Source organism: Vibrio sp. 2433-A1 (assembly GCF_056726085.1).
In genome coordinates, this window is the sequence record NZ_JBRESC010000015.1 from 29,907 (window position 1) to 50,390 (window position 20,484).

The window sequence follows — 20,484 nt, forward strand, 5'->3', positions numbered from 1 at the left end:
TTAATGGCAAATGATTCCCCTTTAGAGCGTAAATTAGCGCGTGAAATAGCGGCAAGAAAGGAAGCTGAAACTTTACTCGAACAGAAAAGTTTGGAGCTGTACGAAACTAACCAACAATTGCAATTGGTGCTCAACCAGCTTAAGCGCCAAAATCTACAAGATTTAAATAAACTCGAATTTGAGCAGCAAATTAATGAGGCTTTGATTCATTTTGGCCGCGCTTTTCTAAGTCGAACCCTTGATGATGGTTTAATCCTGAGCTTTCTTGAGTGCCTTGAGTCTTCTTCTGCACTGGAAAAAGTCCACCTTTATATTGAAGCGGATTGTATCGCGAGTTTGAATAGCACCGAGTTTGGTGAAAGCTTAGGAGCTGACGTTACCAATATTAAGCCCTACGCGATTTGGAAGGAGAACATCCTCAGTTTACCCATCGAAGTTGATCATAAGGCAGTAGGAATATTGTCTGCGCTTGTGAATGAAGAGGGAATCAGTCGAGATTTTGTTGTCAGTCAAATGCTGTTGGTTGGGGAGCTATTATGCAGCGCGATAAGTCGCCAAATTATCTTATCGAGTCACCAAGAAGCTCGAACTAGAGCGGAAGAATCAGAACGCTCGACCAAAGAATTTGTCGCCATGATTAACCACGAGTTGCGCACTCCGTTAAACGGCTTGCTCGGTAGCGCAGAGCTATTAGATAGCACTGAGTTAGACGAAGAACAGCGAACCCTGTTAACCAACTTAGCTCACTCAGGGGACCTCCTTCGTCATATTATCAACGATATCCTCGATTTCAGTAAAATGAACGCGGGTATGATGGAGCTCATTCCTTCTACATTCCAATGGTCTGAATTACGCAATATGACCCATGGAATCTTTGAGCCCAAAGCTCGAGAAAAGGGGATAGTGTTTACCATCTCTGAAAGTGGTGACCTGCCAATCAGCTTTATCGGAGATTTTGAACGAATAGGGCAGATATTAGTAAACCTGGTTGGCAATGCAGTTAAATTCACATCAGAAGGTAGCGTTACGGTCAGTACCTTCTGGAAATCAGGTCGTTTAACCATATCAGTTAGCGACACAGGTGTTGGTATTGCCGAAGAAGCGATAAAAGAACTGTATAGCCCGTTTGTTCAAGCAGATAGAACGGCCAAGCGTCATTTTGAAGGAACGGGGCTTGGATTAGCAATTTGTAAAAACCTTGTCGAACTCATGTCGGGCTCGATAACCCTTGAAAGTGAAGTGGGAAAGGGCAGCTGCTTTAAAGTGATAATTCCACTCAAAGTCACCGACAAGGTGCCAGTTAATGAAGCCAATAGTGATGCCATTCTAAGAGATAAACCTTTAGAAGAAATTTCGGTTTTGGTGGTCGATGACATTCGCATGAATCAAGTGATCATTAACCAGATGCTGAAGAAGTTGTCGATCACACCGGATATTGCGAACAATGGAATAGAGGCGATTACGGCTCTTGGAGGAAAGCACTACGATTTGGTGTTTATGGATTGTAGGATGCCAGAGATGGATGGCTTTGAGGCTACAACATATTTGAGAGAGCAGAACTATGTGTTGCCTATTATCGCGTTAACTGCGGGGACAACGTTGGAAGAAAGAGAAAAGTGTATTGAGTGTGGTATGGATGACATCCTCACCAAGCCGTATTCAGCAAAAGACTTGCAGTTAATGCTAGAAAAATGGGCCTGATAGTCGCTTATCAAGCCCTTCAGCACATTATCTAGTCGCGTAGTACGGGCAAAATTCGACTTAGCTTATCGAGAGTCTCTTGATACTCGGCGTCGCACTGACTGTCTGCGACCAAGCCTCCGCCAGCCCAAACATACATATTACCTTGTTCTGCTACTAAGGTACGAATAGTGACGCTCGTATCCATTCTGCCGTGGCGGCTGATGTAGCCGATACTGCCACAGTAAGCGTTGCGGCGATGGGGTTCTAACTCTTCGATGATCTCCATAGCTCTAATCTTGGGTGCACCAGTAATCGAGCCACCCGGGAAAGAAGCGCGAAGTAAATCGGCAGATGAGTAGCCTTCATCCAGCTCTGCTCTAATGGTACTCACTAGGTGATGAACCGCAGGGAAGCTTTCAATATCAAACAGTTTTGGTACATGTACGCTTCCGGGTTTGGCCACTCGTCCGACATCGTTACGCAGTAAATCGACGATCATCAGGTTTTCAGCCTGATCTTTCTCGGCGTTCGCTAAATCGTGAGCCGCTTGCAGGTCAGTTGCTTTGTCTTTACTACGAGGACGTGTTCCTTTGATTGGTTTCGTCTCAATTTGCTTACCTCTAACTTTTAGGAAGCGCTCAGGAGAGACGCTGAGCACTGCCCCGTTATCAGTACGGATAAAAGCAGAAAAAGGACCTTGGTTGACCTGTTCAAGCCTCTGATACGCTTGCCACTCACTGCCTTGATATTTTGCTTGAAAGCGTTGTGCGAGGTTGATTTGATAACAGTCACCGCTACGCAGATATTCCTGAACCTGAGCAAACTTGTCACTGTAACTTTGTTTAGTCATGTTTGACTGCCAATCACTGTTGAGCTTGAACCCGCTGACTTGCTCTGATTTTTGACTGATTAGCCATTCCCAGTGCTTCTCTATGTTTTCCCCAACGATGAAGGCGGATCGTTCTCGATGATCGACAACCAACGCCCAGCTGTAGATACCCACCATCATATCTGGCGTAGATAAGTCTTGCTCTGCCAGTTGTGGCATTCGCTCGACGCGTCGGCCCAAGTCATAAGAAAAACATCCTAACGCACCACCAATAAATGGCAGTTTTCCGTCGTAATCTAGATGAGGTAAACACTCACTTTGAACTTGCTTAATGACATCGAACGGGTTTTCTTGCGAGGTGGTCGTTTGGTCCTGAATCGTAATCAGGCTTTGCTCGCCATCTGTTGTAATCGTTGCGATCGGATTAGCAACTAAGATATCAAAGCGACTATCGATATGACTCTGAGAAGGGGAGCGCAGCAACATCGCCCAAGGTAGAGATTCAATGTTAGCGAAGTGTTGAACGGCAAGGTCCAATTGGTAGCTGATCGGTTTGATTTCTATGCAATTTGGTTTGATGTTATTCATTTGTTTTTTTTGTGACAAAGAGATCGTTGATTACATGGCGTGTTGAGGAAAGCAAGAGTATCATATCGGTATCAAAGGCCGCTACATCAGTGTTTTGCAATTATTACAATCGATAAGCAAGCGTTTGTGTACGGCAGCAAAAGGAAGCATAAATATAACGAGGCATGCAATGACCGTAATTCGCCAGCAGGATGTGATCAGCAGTGTTGCTGATGCGCTTCAATACATTTCGTATTACCACCCTTTAGACTTTGTTCAAGCCCTAGAAAAAGCCTATCACCGAGAAGAGAGCCAAGCCGCGAAAGATGCGATTGCTCAAATCCTAATTAACTCGCGTATGTCCGCAGAAGGGCACCGTCCAATCTGTCAAGACACGGGCATTGTAACCTGCTTTGTTAACGTTGGTATGGGCGTTAAGTGGGACTCAACGGACTTAACGGTGCAGCAAATGGTTGATGAAGGTGTTCGCCAAGCGTACACCAACCCAGACAACCCTTTACGCGCATCAGTTCTAATGGACCCTGCTGGTAAGCGTATTAACACGAAAGACAACACGCCAGCGGTTGTGCACATTAATATGGTGCCAGGCGACAAGGTTGAAATTCAAATCGCGGCGAAAGGTGGCGGTAGTGAAAACAAGACTAAGATGGTGATGCTAAACCCATCTGATGATGTTGCTGAGTGGGTAGAAAAAACCTTGCCAACGATGGGTGCTGGTTGGTGTCCACCTGGCATGTTGGGTATAGGTATCGGTGGTACCGCTGAAAAAGCGGCAGTGCTGGCAAAAGAATCTCTAATGGAACACATTGATATCCAAGAGCTTATCGAACGTGGTCCTGAAAATGCTGAAGAAGAGCTTCGTTTAGATATCTTCAATCGCGTGAACAAACTGGGTATCGGTGCGCAAGGTCTTGGTGGCCTAACGACGGTGGTTGATGTGAAGATCAAAACAGCGCCAACGCATGCGGCTTCTAAGCCAGTGTGTTTGATCCCTAACTGTGCGGCTACTCGTCACGTACACTTCACGCTTGATGGAACAGGTCCAGCGGACTTAACGCCACCAAAACTAGAAGAGTGGCCAGATATCACGTGGGAAGCAGGCGCGAATACACGTCGTGTTAATCTTGATGAAGTGACTCAAGCTGATGTTGAACAGTGGAAAACTGGTGAAACGGTTCTGCTATCAGGCAAGATCTTAACGGGTCGTGATGCTGCGCATAAACGTATTCAAACCATGCTGCAAAATGGCGAAGGCCTTCCTAAAGGTGTCGATTTCAAAGGCAAGTTTATCTACTACGTTGGTCCAGTAGATGCAGTAGGTGATGAGGCAGTAGGTCCTGCTGGCCCAACGACCTCAACCCGTATGGATAAGTTTACTGACATGATGCTAGAAGAAACTGGCATCATGGGCATGATTGGTAAAGCAGAGCGTGGCCCTGCAACCGTTGAGTCAATTAAGAAGCACAAAGCGGTTTACTTAATGGCGGTGGGCGGTGCGGCTTATCTGGTTGCTAAAGCAATCAAGAAAGCACGTGTAGTGGCATTTGAAGATCTAGGTATGGAAGCGATCTACGAATTTGAAGTGGAAGATATGCCAGTCACAGTCGCGGTAGACTCTGAAGGTGCCAATGCGCACCAGATCGGCCCAGACACTTGGAAAGTGAAAATTCAAGAGATGGAATCTCAAGCCTAAGATTGTGAGAAAGTGCTGATTTAGTTAGCAAACATTTGACAAAGGTGCGGATAAAACTGCACCTTTTGTCTATATAATCGAATAATTGTAAAACTATACGTCAGGAGCTCAAATGCCTCGTTTTATTCAAATCCTACAGCTGATTATTGCAGTTGTTATAGGTGTCTTCGTCGGTTACGACTTGATTCTTCATGGCATCAGTATCTTTGATGAAAAGTACGTAACAATTACGTGTGTGCTAGTTGGATTATTAGAAATCGCACTGTTTGTGATTTATAAATTGATAGAAGAAGATTAACGCCTAATCTTAATAAGTTCTTACGAAGCCTCTGATTGTTCGGAGGCTTTTTTGTTCATGTAAGATTAATATTAGATTCATTAAGCTAGTATCGAACTGAATTATAAGAGATCGTGAATGAAGCAAATTACTCAAGAAGTGAATGATTTAATCAGCCGTAGTATGGACTCTCATGTACGGATTGCCGTCACTGGACTTTCTAGAGCCGGTAAGACCGCGTTTATCAGCTCGTTAGTGAATCAGTTACTTCATACTTCTACTCATGATAGTTTGCCACTTTTTGCCGCATCGCGAGATAAGCGTCTAGTTGGGGCAAAGCGTGAACCCCAGACCAATATGATGGTGCCTCGCTTCGCTTATGATGAAGCGATGGAGCATGTGTATTCCAATCCGCCGAAATGGCCAGAGCCAACACGGGATGTGAGCGAAATACGTCTTGCACTCAAATATAAGCCGAAGAAAAAGACCAAGAAGTTGTTTGGTAGTACCTCCACATTGCATATCGATATTATCGATTATCCGGGTGAATGGTTGCTGGATCTGCCGCTGTTGAATATGGACTTTGAGCAATGGTCTCAAAGTCAGTTTGAGGCGTTAACCGGGAAGCGCAAAGAACTTGCTCAGCCTTGGTTAGAAAAGTTAGATAACCTAGATGTATCGCAGCCGCTGAACGAGAAAGTGGTAGCCGACGTAGCGCAAAGCTATACCGAATTTCTTTATGCGTGTAAGTGTGAAGGCTTGCACTGGGTTCAGCCGGGCCGATTTGTCTTGCCGGGAGAATTGGAAGGTGCGCCAGTTTTGCAGTTTTTCCCTTGTCAGGTAGATGACAGCATGAAAGCCAGCAAAGGGTCCAATTTGGCCATGTTAAAAGCTCGCTATCATGAGTATCAACAGAAGGTGGTAAAAGCCTTCTATAAACACCACTTTTCGACGTTTGATCGTCAGATTGTGCTGGTGGACTGCCTACAGCCGCTGAATGCAGGGTATGAGTCGTTTCAGGATATGCGCCATGCGCTAGAGCAAATCATGCATAGTTTTCGTTATGGTCGCAGTAATCTACTCAAACGACTGTTTGCACCTCGAATAGACAAAATACTCTTTGCAGCGACAAAGTCTGATCATGTTACACCAGAACAGCACCCAAACTTGGTCTCTCTGCTGCAACAAATGGTTCATCCAGCATGGCAAAGTGCTTCGTATGAAAATATTGAAATGAGTTGCATGACTATGGCGTCGATTCAGGCTACGCAAGCGGGCTTCATCAATAAAGGAGAGCAAGCTTATCCGGCATTGCAAGGTACGACTATTGATGAGCAGGCGCTGACTGTATTTCCTGGAGAAGTGCCGAAGAAGCTTCCTGAGCAATCGTATTGGCAACAACAGGGATTCGAATTTACGGCGTTTAGACCGAGAAAAGCCTCATCAGATGAGCCGCTACCGCATATTCGCATGGATAAAGCCCTAGAGTTTTTGATTGGAGACAAGCTGAAATGACCGAGTCAAAACAAACGACATTAAAGCAGAAAAGGGTGTTTGAAGAGTCATTTGAACAGCCGCATGATGATCAAAATGTAGAAATTACTGCGCAAATGCAGTTTGAGCAGCAGGATAAGTTCGTCCCTGCAGAGGTGAATAGTGATAAAGAGTCAGCAGAGGAAGCAAGATTAAGCCAGGTGATTCGTCCTCGTACTGGTACCAAATGGGTGGCTACGGGTCTGCTGACTGCATTTTCAGGATTAGTCACTTGGCAAGCAATCGATAGTGTCGTGACAGCTGTGCAAACCTCCGATTGGCTAGCACTGGGCTGGGCAGGCTTTATCGCCACAATCTCTTTACTTGGGATAGGAGCAATAGGCAAAGAGCTGTTTAAATTGCGTAGGCTTCGCAACCACTTTAGTGTCCAAGAGCAAAGCGAAGCGTTAATCCAATCCGACAGTGTCGGCAAAGGCAAAACGTTCTGTGAGTCGATTGCGTGTGAGTCAGGAATCAAACCTGAGTCACCAAGTTACGACCGCTGGAAAAACAGCATTAATGCTTCTCATAGTGACGCTGAAGTACTGGATATGTACGATGCAATGGTGGTTTCGGAGCAAGATAAAGCGGCGACCAAAATCGTGTCTCAGCACGCAACCGAGTCAGCGGCACTTGTAGCCATTAGTCCACTGGCCATTGCAGATATGCTGCTTGTCGCGTGGCGCAACTTCAAAATGATTGACAGTTTGGCCGAGATATATGGCGTTGAGCTTGGTTATTGGTCACGCTTAAAGCTATTCAAGGCAACGTTAGTTAATATGGCTGCAGCGGGAGTGAGTGAACTTGCTATCGACGCGAGTATGGACCTGATGTCGATGGACCTTGCTGGCAAAGTATCAGCGCGTGCAGGGCAGGGACTGGGGGTCGGTATTCTAACCGCGAGGCTTGGTATTAAAGCAATGGCTCTATTGCGCCCAATCCCTTGGCATCAAGAACGCCAAGTTAAACTGGGGGCAATTAGAAAGCAAATTGTTGAAAAAGTCGCCGCAATAACAATCAAATAGTGCGAATGTGAAGCAGGTAATATCAGTTTGCTTGACGAGGATCTAGGCTTAAGAGAAACTACTGTCAACTTTTCGTGACACCTTAGTTAGGAACTCATCTGTGCGCTTAGAAGTTTTCTGTGAGGACAGACTTGGTCTGACTCGTGAACTACTCGATATTCTTGCTTCCAAGAACCTTGATCTCCGTGGTATCGAAATCGATGTCACCGGGATTATTTACCTCAATTGTCCGGATATCGACTTTGATACCTTTAGCGAGCTCATGGCTGAAATTCGCCGCATTGCCGGTGTTAAGGATGTTCGAAAAATCCAATTTATGCCGATTGAGCGTCACAACAATGAGCTTATATCACTTCTAAATAATCTCCCAGAACCAGTCTTAGCGATTGACCTAAAAGGTCACGTTGATATGGCAAACCATGCAGCGCTTTCGTTGTTTGCCAGTGAAGAGAATGAGATGATTGGCCATCAAATTACTACGCTACTGCCGAGCTTCAACTTTGCGAAATGGGCAGAAGGCAATATTACTCGTCAGCGTGAAGAGATTGTTATTCGTGGTTTAGACTACATGATGGAAATCATGCCGGTTTATATCACCAATGAGGCTAAAGAGTCGGTGCTTGCTAGTACGGTAATGATCATTCGTTCAACACAAGAAAAGCCGCTGTTTGATGATTCACTTCCATTGCATAACAACTTAGGCTTTGAGCACTTTGTTGGTGTCTCGAATCGACACAAAGCGTTAATTAGTCAGGCGAAAAAGCTCTCTATGCTTGATCAACCTTTGCTGATTCAAGGAGAGACAGGGACGGGCAAAGAGATGCTTGCGAGAGCCTGCCACAGTCGCTCTCATCGTGCTGGCAATCCATTTTTAGTTTTAAGCTGCGCATCTATGCCTGATGATGTCGCAGAAACAGAACTATTTGGTCATGCACCAGGTTCGTTTAATCATGAGCAGGGCCACAAAGGTATTTTTGAGCAAGCTAATGGTGGTACGGTCTTTTTAGATGAGATCGGTGAAATGAGTCCTCACCTACAAATTAAGTTGCTGCGTTTGCTTCAAGATGGCCGTTTCCGTCGTGTAGGTGAAGAAGACGAGATACATGTTGATGTACGTGTTATCGCGTCAACGCGTCATCATCTTGCAGATCTTGCTGAGTCAGGCTCTTTCCGTGAAGACTTATTTTATCGCCTAAATGTACTGACATTGCAGATCCCGCCTTTGCGTGAGCGCTCAAATGACATCACTCCATTGCTCGATCTGTTTATTGCCAAATATGTATCTCAGCTTGGTATATCTAAACCGAGAATTGCAGATAGCCTCGTCGATCAATTGGTGACTTATCAATGGCCAGGAAATATGCGCCAATTGGAGAACATGGTTCTCCGTGCATTAACTGAACTAGAAAGTGATGAGCTGACCGCTGATTTGTTCCACTTGCCGCAGTTGGATACGCCGAGTGCCAATGGCCCAGCACTAAGCCTCGACGGATCTCTAGACGAGATAATGAAAGAGTATGAGTCTCAAGTACTTGGACGCTTATATCAGTCTTTCCCTTCAAGTCGTAAACTGGCTAAACGCTTGAACGTTTCGCACACTTCTGTGGCGAATAAACTTCGTGAATACGGTATTCGTAAAAACTAATATGAAAAGAGTCAGTACGCCAATCCAAGCTTATGAAGTGGATGAAGACATTGTTATCCGCACGGCAGAGCCGACGGATGGCAAGTTAATCTCCGATTACTTTATTGCAAATCGCACCCATTTGAAGCCTTGGGAACCAAAGCGAGAAGACGCGTTTTATAGCGAGTCGGGTTGGACTCAGCGTTTGGTTAAGCTCAATGAATTACATCGAATGGGGCTTGGTTACTATTTGATCATCTTAGATAAAAACACCAACGAAATGCTCGGTACCGTCTCATTTAGCAACGTATCGCGCTTTCCGTTTCATGCTTGCAACTTGGGCTATTCATTAGCCGATAGTGCTCAGGGGCGTGGTGTCATGACTCGTGCAGTGAAAATGGCTGTTAACTACATGTTCAAAATCCAAAATATGCACCGCATTATGGCGAGCTATATGCCTAGAAATAAGCGTAGTGAATCGGTGTTAGAACGTGTCGGGTTCGTAAAAGAAGGCTTTGCAGAAAAGTACTTATTGATTGACGGTAAGTGGGAAGATCATAACTTAACGTCATTGATAAACCCGTATTGGGAGGATGTCTAAAATGGAGAGGCTAGAAAAGCAACTGGCTCTATTGATGGAGTTGGATCGTCTCAAGTCTGTGCTGCGACGTACTCGTGTAAAAAGCGCAGAGAAACGGTTAGAAAACAGTGCAGAGCACAGCTGGCATGTGGCGTTGATGGCGATTCTGATGGAAGAACATGCCAATGAGCCGGTAGATATTGCGCGAGTTGTTAAAATGCTGCTTATTCACGATGTGGTTGAAATTGACGCTGGTGATACCTTCGTTTATGACATGGCCGCATCAGCTGAGCAAGAAGAAAAAGAACTTAAAGCTGCCCAGCGCCTGTTTGGCATGTTGCCGCAAGAGCAGGGGGCAGAACTGTACGAGTTATGGGCAGAATTTGAATCTGCGAACAGCGCTGATGCCAAGTTTGCCAAAGCGCTCGACCGTATTATTCCTATGTTGCTCAATTACCATAATCAGGGCCAAAGCTGGCAGGAGCATGGTGTTACAAGAGAGCAAGCGTTGACGGTCAACCAAAAGATTCAGTTTGGTTCAGAAGCGCTGTGGGATAAAGCGAAACAAATTATTGAAGATGCCACCGCTACTGGCTGGCTAAAAGCATAGTGCTTTAAGAGGTTACTAAATGTCGTATTTAACTTTGGATGAATACCAAAGAAAATGGATTTTCACGCACCAATCAATGCCCGTTCCAGAGGCACAGCTACAAGCGATTAAACCGATGACTCAGGCGAGGTCATCTCAGCTATGGCAAGAAAATATTAGTGCACAGAGTCCAGATGCGGATCGTTTGAGCTCTTCAGACTGGCCAATGAACGAGTCTAATTGGAAGGAAACCATTGATTGGATGGCCGCTTGGGAGTCTGATGACGAAAGCTTGCCAGAGGCAATACTCGAATTTATTGATTGGCAAGATGACGTAACAGTCTACTTTTGTTATGAAAAATACAACGTAATTGAGACCAAATGGTCGACATTCAAGATGTGTTGGAAAAACTTCTTATTCTACGATGATGGTCCTATCCTAATTGGTCGCCGTCGTAATGAGGCGCTATGGTTTGACGGTAACGGCAATGTCAAGCTAGGTTCTCGTAAGTAATATCACTAAAACAGGAGTCGCTAACGCGGCTCTTTTTTTGTCCAAATTCTTTTCGTGGCCAAAGTGAGTGCTTTGGAAATATGGCAATAATTAACTTAAATGAGGATGATCTTTTTGATGATGTTGCGTTGTTTTAAATGATCAAAATAGATCGTGTAACTTCATGAATTGTAAAGACTATAACCACAATAAAAATGTGATTTTCAGCTCAGAAATGGACGGTGTTTTTGCGCAAATACTGTAATTTGTTATCATTTATGAGAATTATCAATCCAATGAGCAGTTTTAAGCAATCAATCGTCTTAGGGAAGAGCAGTGAACTTAAATATATCTCAACTACGTACTGACTTTTACGCACATATTAGTGCGTTTCAAGCCTACGCGCTGCCTCAGACAAGGCCGACGTTGTCATTCTTGAGCGAAGAAGAGTTAAGAGAGCTTGAAACGTTATGGATTGAGCACTCAGTTTGGAAACACCAACAAGACTAATCACTATTCGCTGAATCAGATTCTAGCCTCGCAATACGATTGTGAGGTTTTTTATTGCCCAAAATCTAAAATGTTATATTATAACAATGATTAACTAACCATTGAATTCTGCAACAAGAGTCCCCATAGTTAGTTTCAAAGTGAGATCTTTGATAAATCCCACACTAGATAAAAATATAGAGATTCAAGTGAGTAAAAATATGGCGGAAGTAAGAGCCAGAGTCGACTTCAAAGTAGGTGTAAACAGTAACATCGATGCGGAGCTACTTTCTTTTCATGGATTGAAAACAGAAAAAGAGCACGTCGCGGTAATATTTAAACAAGCCGATCAAAACCAAGAAGCGCCGCTTGTCCGAATGCACTCAGAGTGCCTTACTGGTGACGTATTCCACTCATCACGCTGTGACTGTGGTGAGCAACTTGACGAAACGATCAATCGTATGGGCGAATCCGGCGGTATTATCTTGTACTTACGACAAGAAGGGCGCGGAATTGGTCTATATAACAAAATTGACGCATACAAACTTCAAAGCGAAGGTATGAATACCTACGAAGCGAACAACTACCTAGGTTTTGGTGATGATCTTCGAGACTTCACCGAAGCAGCACAGATGCTGAAAGCACTCGGTGCTGAGCGAATTCGCTTAGTGACCAACAACCCGAAAAAGGTTAATGATCTGAAAGAATACGGGATTCAGATAGAAGAAGTCGTCAATACATCTGCGCATGTTAAAGATGGCAACGAAGGCTACCTACAAGCGAAAGTCTCTCACGGTAAGCACAATTTAGATATCTAACGTATTGAAAAGCCTATGTTGATAAAGCCTCACTTTTGTGAGGCTTTTTTCGTTTCTGGGTTGCAAAAAAAATGTAAGTTTGTATTATTCGCATTAGTAGTGCAAATGATAACGATTAGCACTAATAATTTAGAATAATTATTAAGCTCAACAAGGACGCTTTTCAATGAATGTTAAAACTCTATTAGCTCAATCTGTCGCAGCTTCACTCTTGATCGCTAGTGGTTCTGCTTTCGCAGCAAGCGTAACGAAAGATCAAGTCGTTGAACATTATGCAGATGTGGCTCACGCAGTATTTGCTGACTCAGTGACGACTGCTAAAGCGCTAGACACGTCAATTGACACTTTTCTTGCTAACCCAACAGCTGCAAAATTTGAACAAGTAAAGCAAGTATGGCTTGCTTCTCGCGTACCGTACCAACAGTCTGAAGTATTCCGTTTTGGTAACGCGGTTGTTGATGATTGGGAAGGTCAACTTAACGCTTGGCCACTAGATGAAGGTTTGATCGATTACGTTTCAGCTGACTACCAATATGAACTAGGTAATGAAGGCGCTAACGCAAATATCGTTGCAAACACAGAGCTAACTATCGGTGCATCAACATTAGATGTAGCTAAGATCACTCCTGAATTGATTGCTGAACTAAACGAAGTGGGGGGTTCTGAAGCAAACGTAGCATCAGGTTACCATGCAATCGAATTCCTACTATGGGGCCAAGACTTAAACGGTACTAACGCAGGGGCTGGTCAGCGCGCTTACACTGACTTCGTTGTTGGTGCAGAGTGTACTAATGGCAACTGTGACCGCCGTGGTGACTTCTTGAAAGCAGCCGCTGAGCTTCTTGTTCAAGATCTAGAGTGGATGGAAAACCAGTGGTCTGCTGACGTGAAAGGTAACTACCGTGAAGAGCTACTAAACGACTCTGCGGAAAACGGTCTTCGCAAAATGCTATTTGGCATGGGCTCACTGTCTCTAGGCGAGCTTGCAGGTGAGCGTATGAAAGTGGCTCTAGAAGCAAACTCAACTGAAGATGAGCATGACTGTTTCTCAGATAACACGCACAACTCTCATTACTACAACGAGCAAGGTATCTATAACGTATACACAGGTCTATACAAGCGTGAAGATGGTACTTTACTTTCAGGTCCAAGCATCCACGACCTAGTGGCACAAAAAGATAAACAGGCAGCACAAGAGATTCAAAAGCAGTTTGATGTGACACGTTCACAAGTCGGTCAGTTAGTGACTTCCGCAGAGAAAAATGGTCAGTTCTTTGACCAGCTAATTGCTTCAGGCAACACGCAAGGTAATGCACTAGTGAATGAAACAATCATGTCTTTGGTTGCTCAAACAGCACAAATCGAGCGTGCGGCGAAAATCGTTGGTATCAACAGTCTGAACCCAGACACGGCGGATCACGAGTTTTAATTAGCACTCAAACGAATACCAAGGGCTCATTAGAGCCCTTTTGACGTTTTATATGTGTTATCTATTTGAGAATTATTCCCGTTTAATTTGTGCGGATATGTCCGCTTAGTGAGTCATCGTAATGAAGTTGTACACGAAACCAGTCATTCTCAGTCTCTTGCTACTTAGCGTTTCTCCATCAGTTGCTGCTTACGACGTAAAGTCAGGTGGTGATACCTCTGTGAAGAAGGATGGAGCAAATGCTTTTTCCTTGCCAGCAGGTAACCTGCCAATGTCGAAACGTTTGGATTTTAGCGTTGGTAACAGTTTTTTCAGAAATCCTTGGGTCCAAGCACCGGCGTCTACTGACGCACGTGATGGGCTTGGTCCACTGTTTAACACCAATGGATGCCAAAACTGCCATATTAAAGATGGTCGTGGACACCCGCCTGAGGAAAACGATCTTCACGCGGTCTCAATGCTCGTTCGATTAAGCATTCCTGCGATGACCCCAGAGCAGAAAAAAGCGTTCATTAGGGACGGTGTGATTCCTGAGCCTACCTATGGTGGACAACTTCAAGACTTCGCTTTGCAAGATCAAAAGCCCGAAGGCACCATTAATATTACCTACCAAGGCGTACCAGTGACGTTTGCCGATGGTACGGTGGTTAATCTACGTAAACCAAGCTTAACCATTACTAACTTAGGCTATGGCCAGATGCACCCTGATACACAAATGTCAGCGCGTGTTGCACCGCCAATGATTGGATTGGGCTTATTAGAAAGTATCCCTGATGAAACGCTAAAAGCGTGGGCTGATGAGAACGATGCAAACGGTGATGGCATTTCAGGAAAGGTCAATGTTGTTTGGGATGTGAAAAAAGCAGACTTTGCCATTGGCCGATTTGGCTGGAAAGCGGGCCAACCGAACCTGATGCAGCAGAATGCGGCGGCGTTTAATGGCGATGTGGGTTTAACCAGTAACCTGTTCCCAAATGAAAACTGCACTTCTAAGCAGTCGATTTGTGATGATATGCCGAATGGTGGCAACCCAGAGGTTAGCGATAACATCCTTGATTTTGTCGAGTTTTATTCACAGCACCTGGCGGTTCCAATTCGTCGCAATGTCAACGATCCTCAAGTGAAACTCGGCCAAGAACTGTTCGCAAAAGCGGGCTGTGAAAGTTGTCACAAGACCAGTGTAAAAACAGCTAAGAGAGATAACCTACCCGCGCTATCGGAGCAAGTCATTCACCCTTACACAGATATGCTCCTTCATGATATGGGGCCTGGGCTAGCTGATAATCGTCCTGAATACTTAGCGAATGGTCAAGAATGGCGCACTCAGCCACTTTGGGGCATTGGATATACGCAAGAAGTGAATGGTCATACCTATTTCTTACATGATGGTCGCGCTCGAAACTTGATGGAAGCCGTACTTTGGCACGGTGGCGAAGCAGAAATAGCCAAAAACAATGTCTTAAAATTCAACAAGAAAGAACGAGAAGCGCTGATCGCTTTCTTGAAGTCGTTATAGGGTGAATGATGAATCTAAAACGATTTACTTTTAGTGCTGCGATAGTGGTATTGATGGCTGGTTGCCAATCTTCTGATAGTGGTGTGCTTAAACCAAAGGTGACAAATCATTTCAGCCAAGGTGTTTATCAAGTTGAGTTTGCGTTTGCGCAGCGATTGAAAAACGAAACAGAGAAGTTGTCTCAAGCGATGAAAGGTTATTGCTCTACCAATCAAAGTGTTGATGCCGTTAAGAGTCAGTGGCACCAAACAATGGTGGCGTGGATGGCACTGCAAGGCCAAGAGCGCGGGCCAGAATCAGCATTGGCACAGAGCTGGAACATTCAGTTTTGGCCGGATAAGAAAAATACCACTGGGCGCAAGATGGGTGCGTTAATTAAACAGCCGAAATTATGGAGCATTGAAGAGATTTCGCAGCAAAGTGTCACCGTACAAGGACTTGGTTCGATCGAGTGGCTGCTGTATGACAAAGCCTCTGATCTTGGTACGAATCGAGCGACATGTTCTACCGCTGAGTCAATTGCCGCTAACATTGCACAGAATACTTCTAGCATCGCGCAGGCGTGGGAAACGAACCCTTGGGTAGAGCTAAACGAAAAGCAGTGGGACTCTGAATACATTGCGCTGCTGTCGAATCAACTGGAATACAGCATGAAGAAAATGAGTCGACCTCTGGCTAAATTTGGACAGCCTCGACCGTACTTTGCAGAATCTTGGCGCTCAGAAACATCAATGATCAACCTCAAAGCCAACCTTGAAGCACTGCAAGCGTTGTACTTTGCTAATGGCAACGGGCTTGACGCGATTCTAAGAGCAAAAGATAAGCAGACTTTGGCGGATAGCATTGCCAATCAGTTCTCGGTGGCGATAGAAACTTGGCCAACTGATAAGAGCCTGTTTGAGTTGCTGCAAACCAAGCGCGGCTATCAAACCGCCTATTCGCAATACAATAAACTGGAACAGCTTAAGTATTTGATTCACGAAGAAGTCGCGATAGAGCTTGGCGTGATTATAGGATTTAACGCAACTGATGGTGACTGATAATACAAGACGCTCATTACTTAAAGCGGCGCTTTATGGCGCTGCGTATCCATTAGTTGGGTGTTCGGTGACTTCTGAGCAAAGTTCGAAGCCAGTGCTAATTGGCTGTTCTATTTCTGGGCGCGACCGTTTTAATGCGGTTGTTGCTGATTCCACTGGAATGCCTCTACGCCAGATTGCTTTACCCGCAAGAGGTCATGGGGTGGCTTCAAATGCGCTATTACATCATGCAGTTGCTTTTGCGCGCAGACCCGGCACTTATTTTCAAGTGTTTGACTACCAAACAGGCGAGTCAATTAAGCTAAAAGTGGTGGATAAGAACCGCCACTATTATGGGCACGGCGTCTATTCTAATGACGGACAGTGGTTGTACGCAACCGAAGGTGAACGTGGCAGCAGTCGCGGCATTATTGGCGTCTATGATGTGGTGGCTGGTTATCAAAAAGTGGCGGAGTTTTCTCAGTTTGGTTTAGGCCCTCATGAAGTGATTGTCATGCCTGATGATACATTAGCGATTGGTGTTGGCGGCGTGCATACCAATGGTCGAGAGCCTCTAAACATCGCAACCATGAAACCGAGTTTGAGTTATTTAGATCCAAACGGTGAATTGATAGAGCAAGTTGGACTGGTAGATAACAAACTTAGCATCAGGCATTTAGCTCATGATGGCTCGAAGACGGTGTTGTGTGGCCAGCAATATCGTGGTGAGCCGGATGAGTACCCAGCATTGTTGGCGATGCACACTCAAGGCGGATCATTAACACCATTAGAAGCGGAACCAGAGCAGTGGGCTAGGTTTAATCATTATATAGCGAGCATCGCCGCGACAGATGAATGGATATTAGCCACGTCACCGCGAGGCAATTGTTACGGTATTTGGTCGAAGCTTACCCGCCAATTAGTGGAACTCTCACCGTTACCGGATGCATCAGGTGTTGTTGTTCAGGGTGATGAATTTAGAGTGAGTTCTGGTGCAGGGAGCGTAATAAGTCAAACGGCGCCTGACAAGAAAACAATAGCTCGAACAGGGATTCAATGGGATAACCATTGGTCTGTAATTCGCTGAGTCCATTAATTCATACGCTTTACTCATTCAATTCTCACAAACAAGCCGTTCTGTTTATCTCTAACTCTGCCATACTAATAGTTCATAGAGTTAGAGGGATCTCGAATGGCAAGATGGATTTGCAGACTGCTGGTGTTGAGCCTGTTCACCCCAGCAGTTTTTGGCGCGCAGTATTTTAATCAGATTGGTTGGCTACCATCTGACAGCCCGCTGTACGGCCTATTGCAATACCCGCAAGCGGTGGAGAAAGTGTACCGTGAAAATGACAACCAAATGGTTTGGTTTGATTTACAACAGGGCAGCAAGCTTGAGTTTCAATTAGAAGTTATCGATCATGCTGGTTTTAGTCCGCTGTTTTCTCGTCAACTAAGTTACCTGAAGTTTTATCGTAAAAGTAATCGTTGGCACGAGTATGATGTGTTAGCCACAGATACACTTTTGCTTTATCTCAGCTACGCCGAGTCGGCAAAAACGGATGGCAAATATTGGTTCTTTGAACAAAATCTATCAGATCCTTTGCCTCTCCCTCCGAAAAGTGCTCAGATTGCGCTTAAACGAGGTATATCACAACAGCAACTCACGGAATTAATGGAACGTTACACGCCAGATTCCAAAGCATACCAATACCTAGTTGATACCTACTTACATATCATCAAATTTGACAAGTTAAACACACCACCTTATCGCCAAGTTGGGATCAAACGCGTTGGTGACCAGTTAGAAAATAGAGATGTGTTGATTCAGCGCTTATCTATTGTTGATGTCGACCTTATTGATGTTAGAAAAGACATTCGTTGGTTTGACCAAGCATTAGAAGTGGCGGTTAAGCAATTCCAAAATTTACATGGTCTGAAACCTGACGGCGTTATTGGGCCTGACACTATCAAGTGGATTAACCTGCCTATTGAGAAACGACTCAGCACACTGGCGATTAATGCTGAAAGAGTGCGTTATTGGCCGTCTCAGCGAGATACCATCATTGTTGTCAACGTGCCAAGTTTTGAAATGACTTATTGGTCGTCAGGGGAAGAGGTGTTTGAATCAAAAGTGGTGGTCGGAAAAATTGAGCGTCCAACGCCGTTAATGCAGATTCGATTGGATTCATTGATCCTAAATCCAACCTGGAATGTCCCATGGAAAATCATGGTGGAAGATATCATTCCTAAAGTGCAGAAGGACAGAGCTTACCTGACCAAGCAGGATATCAAAATTATTCCTAAGTGGGGTTCAAGTGAGATCATCGATCCTGACTCCATTGATTGGGATAACCTTAACCCTAGTTCATTTCCATATCGAATGACCCAAGAGTCAGGGAATAGTAATGCTCTAGGTCTATACAAGTTTAATACTCCAAACCGAAGAGCAATCTTTCTTCATGATACACCGAGTAAAAGCTTATTTAGCCACCAGCAACGAGCCTTCAGTTCGGGTTGTATTCGAGTCGAAAATGCAGATATCTTCGCCGAACGATTAATTAAAGCACAAGGTGTGTCCCGCAGCGCGAAGCTTGATGAACCGCCGAGCTCCAATCAATCCATTCCACTTAAAAGTCGCGTACCTGTGCATATCATTTACCAAACGGCATGGTATGAGGAAGGAAGTGTCCACTATAGGGAAGATATTTACCGCCTAGACAAGCCTCTGTACCCAAAAGGTTAATGTTCAAATAGATGCCAATCGATGCTTTTCATTGATTGGCATTTTTTTACAATTTTTCCTTAATCACTTTTTTATCAGCCTGTTCAATAAGTAAGCTTCTTATTGTTGGCTTGATGTCATTTTGTGCATAGTTTATGCATTTGAACTTCATGAAAGAGTTATGTAGTGTCGCCGTTTGACACATTTCTAGAACTTATTTGTGAAGGTATTTTATCGTGGCATTATCCCGACGAGAGTTTATAAAGCTGGCCGGAAGTGGTTTGGTCGTTGCAGCTTGTACGCCAAGCATTGCATTTGCATCTTATCCAGATAAACCGCGCCGCCTCGCTTTAACTAACCTCCATACGCGAGAAGCATTAGAAACATGTTATTTCGATGGTAGCAATTACGTAGGCAGAGAACTGGGTCGTTTGAACCACATTTGTCGCGATTTCCGCCGCAATGAAATACATGCAATGGACAAGCGCCTGTTTGATCATATTAGTAAGATCCAGAAAGAACTGGGTGTTGAGGCGGAAGTACAAATCATCTCTGGTTATCGTTCACCGGCGACCAACCAAGCGCTGCGCAGTAAGTCGAGCGGTGTGGCGAAAAAGAGTTACCATATGCTTGGCCAAGCGATCGACTTTCGCCTCGATGGGGTTAATCTAAAGCAAGTGCGTGATATCGCTCGCGAGCTAAAGTTTGGTGGCGTTGGCTATTATCCGGGCAGCAACTTTATTCATATTGATACCGGACCTGTGCGCTATTGGGCATAATTGCTAAATTGAGAGCCGTAATGAGAGTTGTCAAACTGGCGAGCAAGTGTCATAGTTCAGCCAGTTTAGATTGTTATCAAGGTTAGTTTATGTCCCTTAAGTATCAAGTTGTCCCTGTGACGTCGTTTTCTCAAAACTGCTCTATTGTTTGGTGTGACGAAACAATGGAAGGAATCGTTGTCGATCCGGGTGGTGATGTAAAACAACTCGCGGTTCTTATTAAAGAGTTGGGCGTGAAAGTAGTTAACCTTGTACTGACGCACGGGCACTTAGATCACGTTGGTGGCACAGAGCCATTAGCTCGTGAGTTAGACGGCCCTCGTATTGTTGGTCCTCATAAAGATGACAACTTTTGGCTTCAAGGCCTAGAAGGCCAAAGTCAGATGTTTGGTTTTCCATTGACTGAAGCATTTGAACCGGATCAGTGGCTAAATGAAGGCGACAAGATCACGTTTGGTAATCAGGCAGTGGATGTGATCCATACACCAGGTCATACTCCCGGTCATGTTGTGTTGTTTAGCGATGAAGCGAAGCTCGCCTTTGTTGGTGATGTATTGTTCAATGGCTCAGTAGGTCGTACCGATTTTCCTAAAGGGGATTTCGATACACTGATTAGCTCAATCAAAACTAAGCTGTGGCCATTAGGTAATGATGTTCGTTTTGTACCTGGTCATGGTCCTGAGTCAACATTTGGCCGTGAAAGAGCTTCAAACCCATTCGTCGCTGACGAAATGCCACTTTACTAAATCGTTGAGAATAGAATAATTAAAGGTCGTCAAAAGCGGCCTTTTTGTT

General features: G+C 44.7%; 19 protein-coding genes. 18 read left to right on the forward strand and 1 reads right to left on the reverse strand.

Features of this window, described 5'->3' with window-relative positions; translation table 11 throughout:
- The first annotated feature begins 3 nt into the window (after positions 1–3).
- Positions 4–1,701, forward strand: coding sequence for an ATP-binding protein (locus tag ACU01J_RS15415; protein ID WP_481086510.1), 1,698 nt, complete (start codon positions 4–6; stop codon positions 1,699–1,701).
- Positions 1,702–1,732: 31 nt separating this feature from the next.
- On the opposite strand, the gene pabB is transcribed toward ACU01J_RS15415, so the two are convergent.
- Positions 1,733–3,100, reverse strand: coding sequence for an aminodeoxychorismate synthase component 1 (gene pabB, locus ACU01J_RS15420; protein WP_481086511.1), 1,368 nt, complete (start codon positions 3,098–3,100; stop codon positions 1,733–1,735).
- 169 nt (positions 3,101–3,269) lie between these two features.
- Here pabB and ACU01J_RS15425 point away from each other — a divergent pair, with 169 nt between their 5' ends.
- The 17 genes from ACU01J_RS15425 (at position 3,270) to ACU01J_RS15505 (ending at position 20,435) form a co-directional block, all read left to right on the forward strand.
- Positions 3,270–4,793, forward strand: a complete 1,524-nt coding sequence (locus ACU01J_RS15425) for a fumarate hydratase (protein WP_481086512.1) — start codon at positions 3,270–3,272, stop codon at positions 4,791–4,793.
- Between the two features lie 112 nt (positions 4,794–4,905).
- Entirely contained in the window at positions 4,906–5,091 is a 186-nt protein-coding gene (locus tag ACU01J_RS15430; RefSeq protein ID WP_481086513.1) for a hypothetical protein, read from the forward strand.
- Positions 5,092–5,208: 117 nt separating this feature from the next.
- Positions 5,209–6,585 (forward strand): YcjX family GTP-binding protein, encoded by a 1,377-nt coding sequence (locus ACU01J_RS15435; RefSeq protein ID WP_481086514.1) that lies wholly within the window; start codon positions 5,209–5,211, stop codon positions 6,583–6,585.
- Positions 6,582–7,628, forward strand: a complete 1,047-nt coding sequence (locus tag ACU01J_RS15440; RefSeq protein WP_481086515.1) for a YcjF family protein — start codon at positions 6,582–6,584, stop codon at positions 7,626–7,628. Before ACU01J_RS15435 ends, ACU01J_RS15440 begins: the two co-directional genes overlap by 4 nt.
- Positions 7,629–7,728: 100 nt before the next feature.
- The gene (gene tyrR, locus ACU01J_RS15445) at positions 7,729–9,273 is read left to right on the forward strand and encodes a transcriptional regulator TyrR (RefSeq protein WP_481086516.1); all 1,545 of its coding nucleotides are present in this window, start codon (positions 7,729–7,731) and stop codon (positions 9,271–9,273) included.
- A gap of 1 nt (position 9,274) precedes the next feature.
- Entirely contained in the window at positions 9,275–9,853 is a 579-nt protein-coding gene (gene rimJ / locus ACU01J_RS15450) for a ribosomal protein S5-alanine N-acetyltransferase (RefSeq protein WP_481086517.1), read from the forward strand.
- Position 9,854: 1 nt separating this feature from the next.
- Positions 9,855–10,442, forward strand: a complete 588-nt coding sequence (locus ACU01J_RS15455; protein WP_481086518.1) for an HD domain-containing protein — start codon at positions 9,855–9,857, stop codon at positions 10,440–10,442.
- A gap of 19 nt (positions 10,443–10,461) precedes the next feature.
- Positions 10,462–10,935 (forward strand): DUF2947 domain-containing protein, encoded by a 474-nt coding sequence (locus ACU01J_RS15460; protein ID WP_481086519.1) that lies wholly within the window; start codon positions 10,462–10,464, stop codon positions 10,933–10,935.
- A 315-nt stretch (positions 10,936–11,250) separates the two neighbouring features.
- On the forward strand, positions 11,251–11,424 hold the full coding sequence (locus tag ACU01J_RS15465) for a hypothetical protein (RefSeq protein WP_481086520.1): 174 nt from the start codon (positions 11,251–11,253) through the stop codon (positions 11,422–11,424).
- 200 nt (positions 11,425–11,624) lie between these two features.
- Entirely contained in the window at positions 11,625–12,221 is a 597-nt protein-coding gene (locus ACU01J_RS15470; protein ID WP_481086569.1) for a GTP cyclohydrolase II, read from the forward strand.
- 166 nt (positions 12,222–12,387) lie between these two features.
- Positions 12,388–13,650: an imelysin family protein gene (locus tag ACU01J_RS15475; RefSeq protein ID WP_481086521.1), complete on the forward strand. Its 1,263-nt coding sequence runs from the start codon at positions 12,388–12,390 to the stop codon at positions 13,648–13,650.
- Positions 13,651–13,771: 121 nt separating this feature from the next.
- Positions 13,772–15,166: a di-heme oxidoreductase family protein gene (locus ACU01J_RS15480; RefSeq protein WP_481086522.1), complete on the forward strand. Its 1,395-nt coding sequence runs from the start codon at positions 13,772–13,774 to the stop codon at positions 15,164–15,166.
- An 8-nt stretch (positions 15,167–15,174) separates the two neighbouring features.
- Positions 15,175–16,206: an imelysin family protein gene (locus tag ACU01J_RS15485; RefSeq protein ID WP_481086523.1), complete on the forward strand. Its 1,032-nt coding sequence runs from the start codon at positions 15,175–15,177 to the stop codon at positions 16,204–16,206.
- Complete coding sequence (locus ACU01J_RS15490) at positions 16,196–17,272, forward strand: DUF1513 domain-containing protein (protein WP_481086524.1); 1,077 nt, start codon at positions 16,196–16,198, stop codon at positions 17,270–17,272. The genes ACU01J_RS15485 and ACU01J_RS15490 overlap by 11 nt, the downstream gene beginning before the upstream one ends.
- Before the next feature lie 105 nt (positions 17,273–17,377).
- Positions 17,378–18,931, forward strand: coding sequence for a L,D-transpeptidase family protein (locus ACU01J_RS15495; protein WP_481086525.1), 1,554 nt, complete (start codon positions 17,378–17,380; stop codon positions 18,929–18,931).
- A 215-nt stretch (positions 18,932–19,146) separates the two neighbouring features.
- Entirely contained in the window at positions 19,147–19,689 is a 543-nt protein-coding gene (mepK, locus tag ACU01J_RS15500) for a peptidoglycan L,D-endopeptidase MepK (RefSeq protein WP_481086526.1), read from the forward strand.
- 89 nt (positions 19,690–19,778) lie between these two features.
- Entirely contained in the window at positions 19,779–20,435 is a 657-nt protein-coding gene (locus ACU01J_RS15505) for an MBL fold metallo-hydrolase (RefSeq protein WP_481086527.1), read from the forward strand.
- Positions 20,436–20,484: the final 49 nt, after the last annotated feature.

What these genes read in the sequence shown, in the direction of transcription:
- ACU01J_RS15460 (WP_481086519.1), top strand. Translation starts at nt 10,462, where the DNA reads ATGTCGTATTTAACTTTGGATGAATACCAAAGAAAATGGATTTTCACG.
- ACU01J_RS15495 (WP_481086525.1), top strand. Translation starts at nt 17,378, where the DNA reads ATGGCAAGATGGATTTGCAGACTGCTGGTGTTGAGCCTGTTCACCCCA.
- rimJ (WP_481086517.1), top strand. Translation starts at nt 9,275, where the DNA reads ATGAAAAGAGTCAGTACGCCAATCCAAGCTTATGAAGTGGATGAAGAC.
- ACU01J_RS15435 (WP_481086514.1), top strand. Translation starts at nt 5,209, where the DNA reads ATGAAGCAAATTACTCAAGAAGTGAATGATTTAATCAGCCGTAGTATG.
- ACU01J_RS15415 (WP_481086510.1), top strand. Translation starts at nt 4, where the DNA reads ATGGCAAATGATTCCCCTTTAGAGCGTAAATTAGCGCGTGAAATAGCG.
- ACU01J_RS15455 (WP_481086518.1), top strand. Translation starts at nt 9,855, where the DNA reads ATGGAGAGGCTAGAAAAGCAACTGGCTCTATTGATGGAGTTGGATCGT.
- ACU01J_RS15505 (WP_481086527.1), top strand. Translation starts at nt 19,779, where the DNA reads ATGTCCCTTAAGTATCAAGTTGTCCCTGTGACGTCGTTTTCTCAAAAC.
- ACU01J_RS15475 (WP_481086521.1), top strand. Translation starts at nt 12,388, where the DNA reads ATGAATGTTAAAACTCTATTAGCTCAATCTGTCGCAGCTTCACTCTTG.
- ACU01J_RS15490 (WP_481086524.1), top strand. Translation starts at nt 16,196, where the DNA reads ATGGTGACTGATAATACAAGACGCTCATTACTTAAAGCGGCGCTTTAT.
- ACU01J_RS15485 (WP_481086523.1), top strand. Translation starts at nt 15,175, where the DNA reads ATGAATCTAAAACGATTTACTTTTAGTGCTGCGATAGTGGTATTGATG.
- pabB (WP_481086511.1), bottom strand. Translation starts at nt 3,100, where the DNA reads ATGAATAACATCAAACCAAATTGCATAGAAATCAAACCGATCAGCTAC.
- ACU01J_RS15470 (WP_481086569.1), top strand. Translation starts at nt 11,625, where the DNA reads ATGGCGGAAGTAAGAGCCAGAGTCGACTTCAAAGTAGGTGTAAACAGT.
- ACU01J_RS15440 (WP_481086515.1), top strand. Translation starts at nt 6,582, where the DNA reads ATGACCGAGTCAAAACAAACGACATTAAAGCAGAAAAGGGTGTTTGAA.
- ACU01J_RS15480 (WP_481086522.1), top strand. Translation starts at nt 13,772, where the DNA reads ATGAAGTTGTACACGAAACCAGTCATTCTCAGTCTCTTGCTACTTAGC.
- ACU01J_RS15430 (WP_481086513.1), top strand. Translation starts at nt 4,906, where the DNA reads ATGCCTCGTTTTATTCAAATCCTACAGCTGATTATTGCAGTTGTTATA.
- ACU01J_RS15425 (WP_481086512.1), top strand. Translation starts at nt 3,270, where the DNA reads ATGACCGTAATTCGCCAGCAGGATGTGATCAGCAGTGTTGCTGATGCG.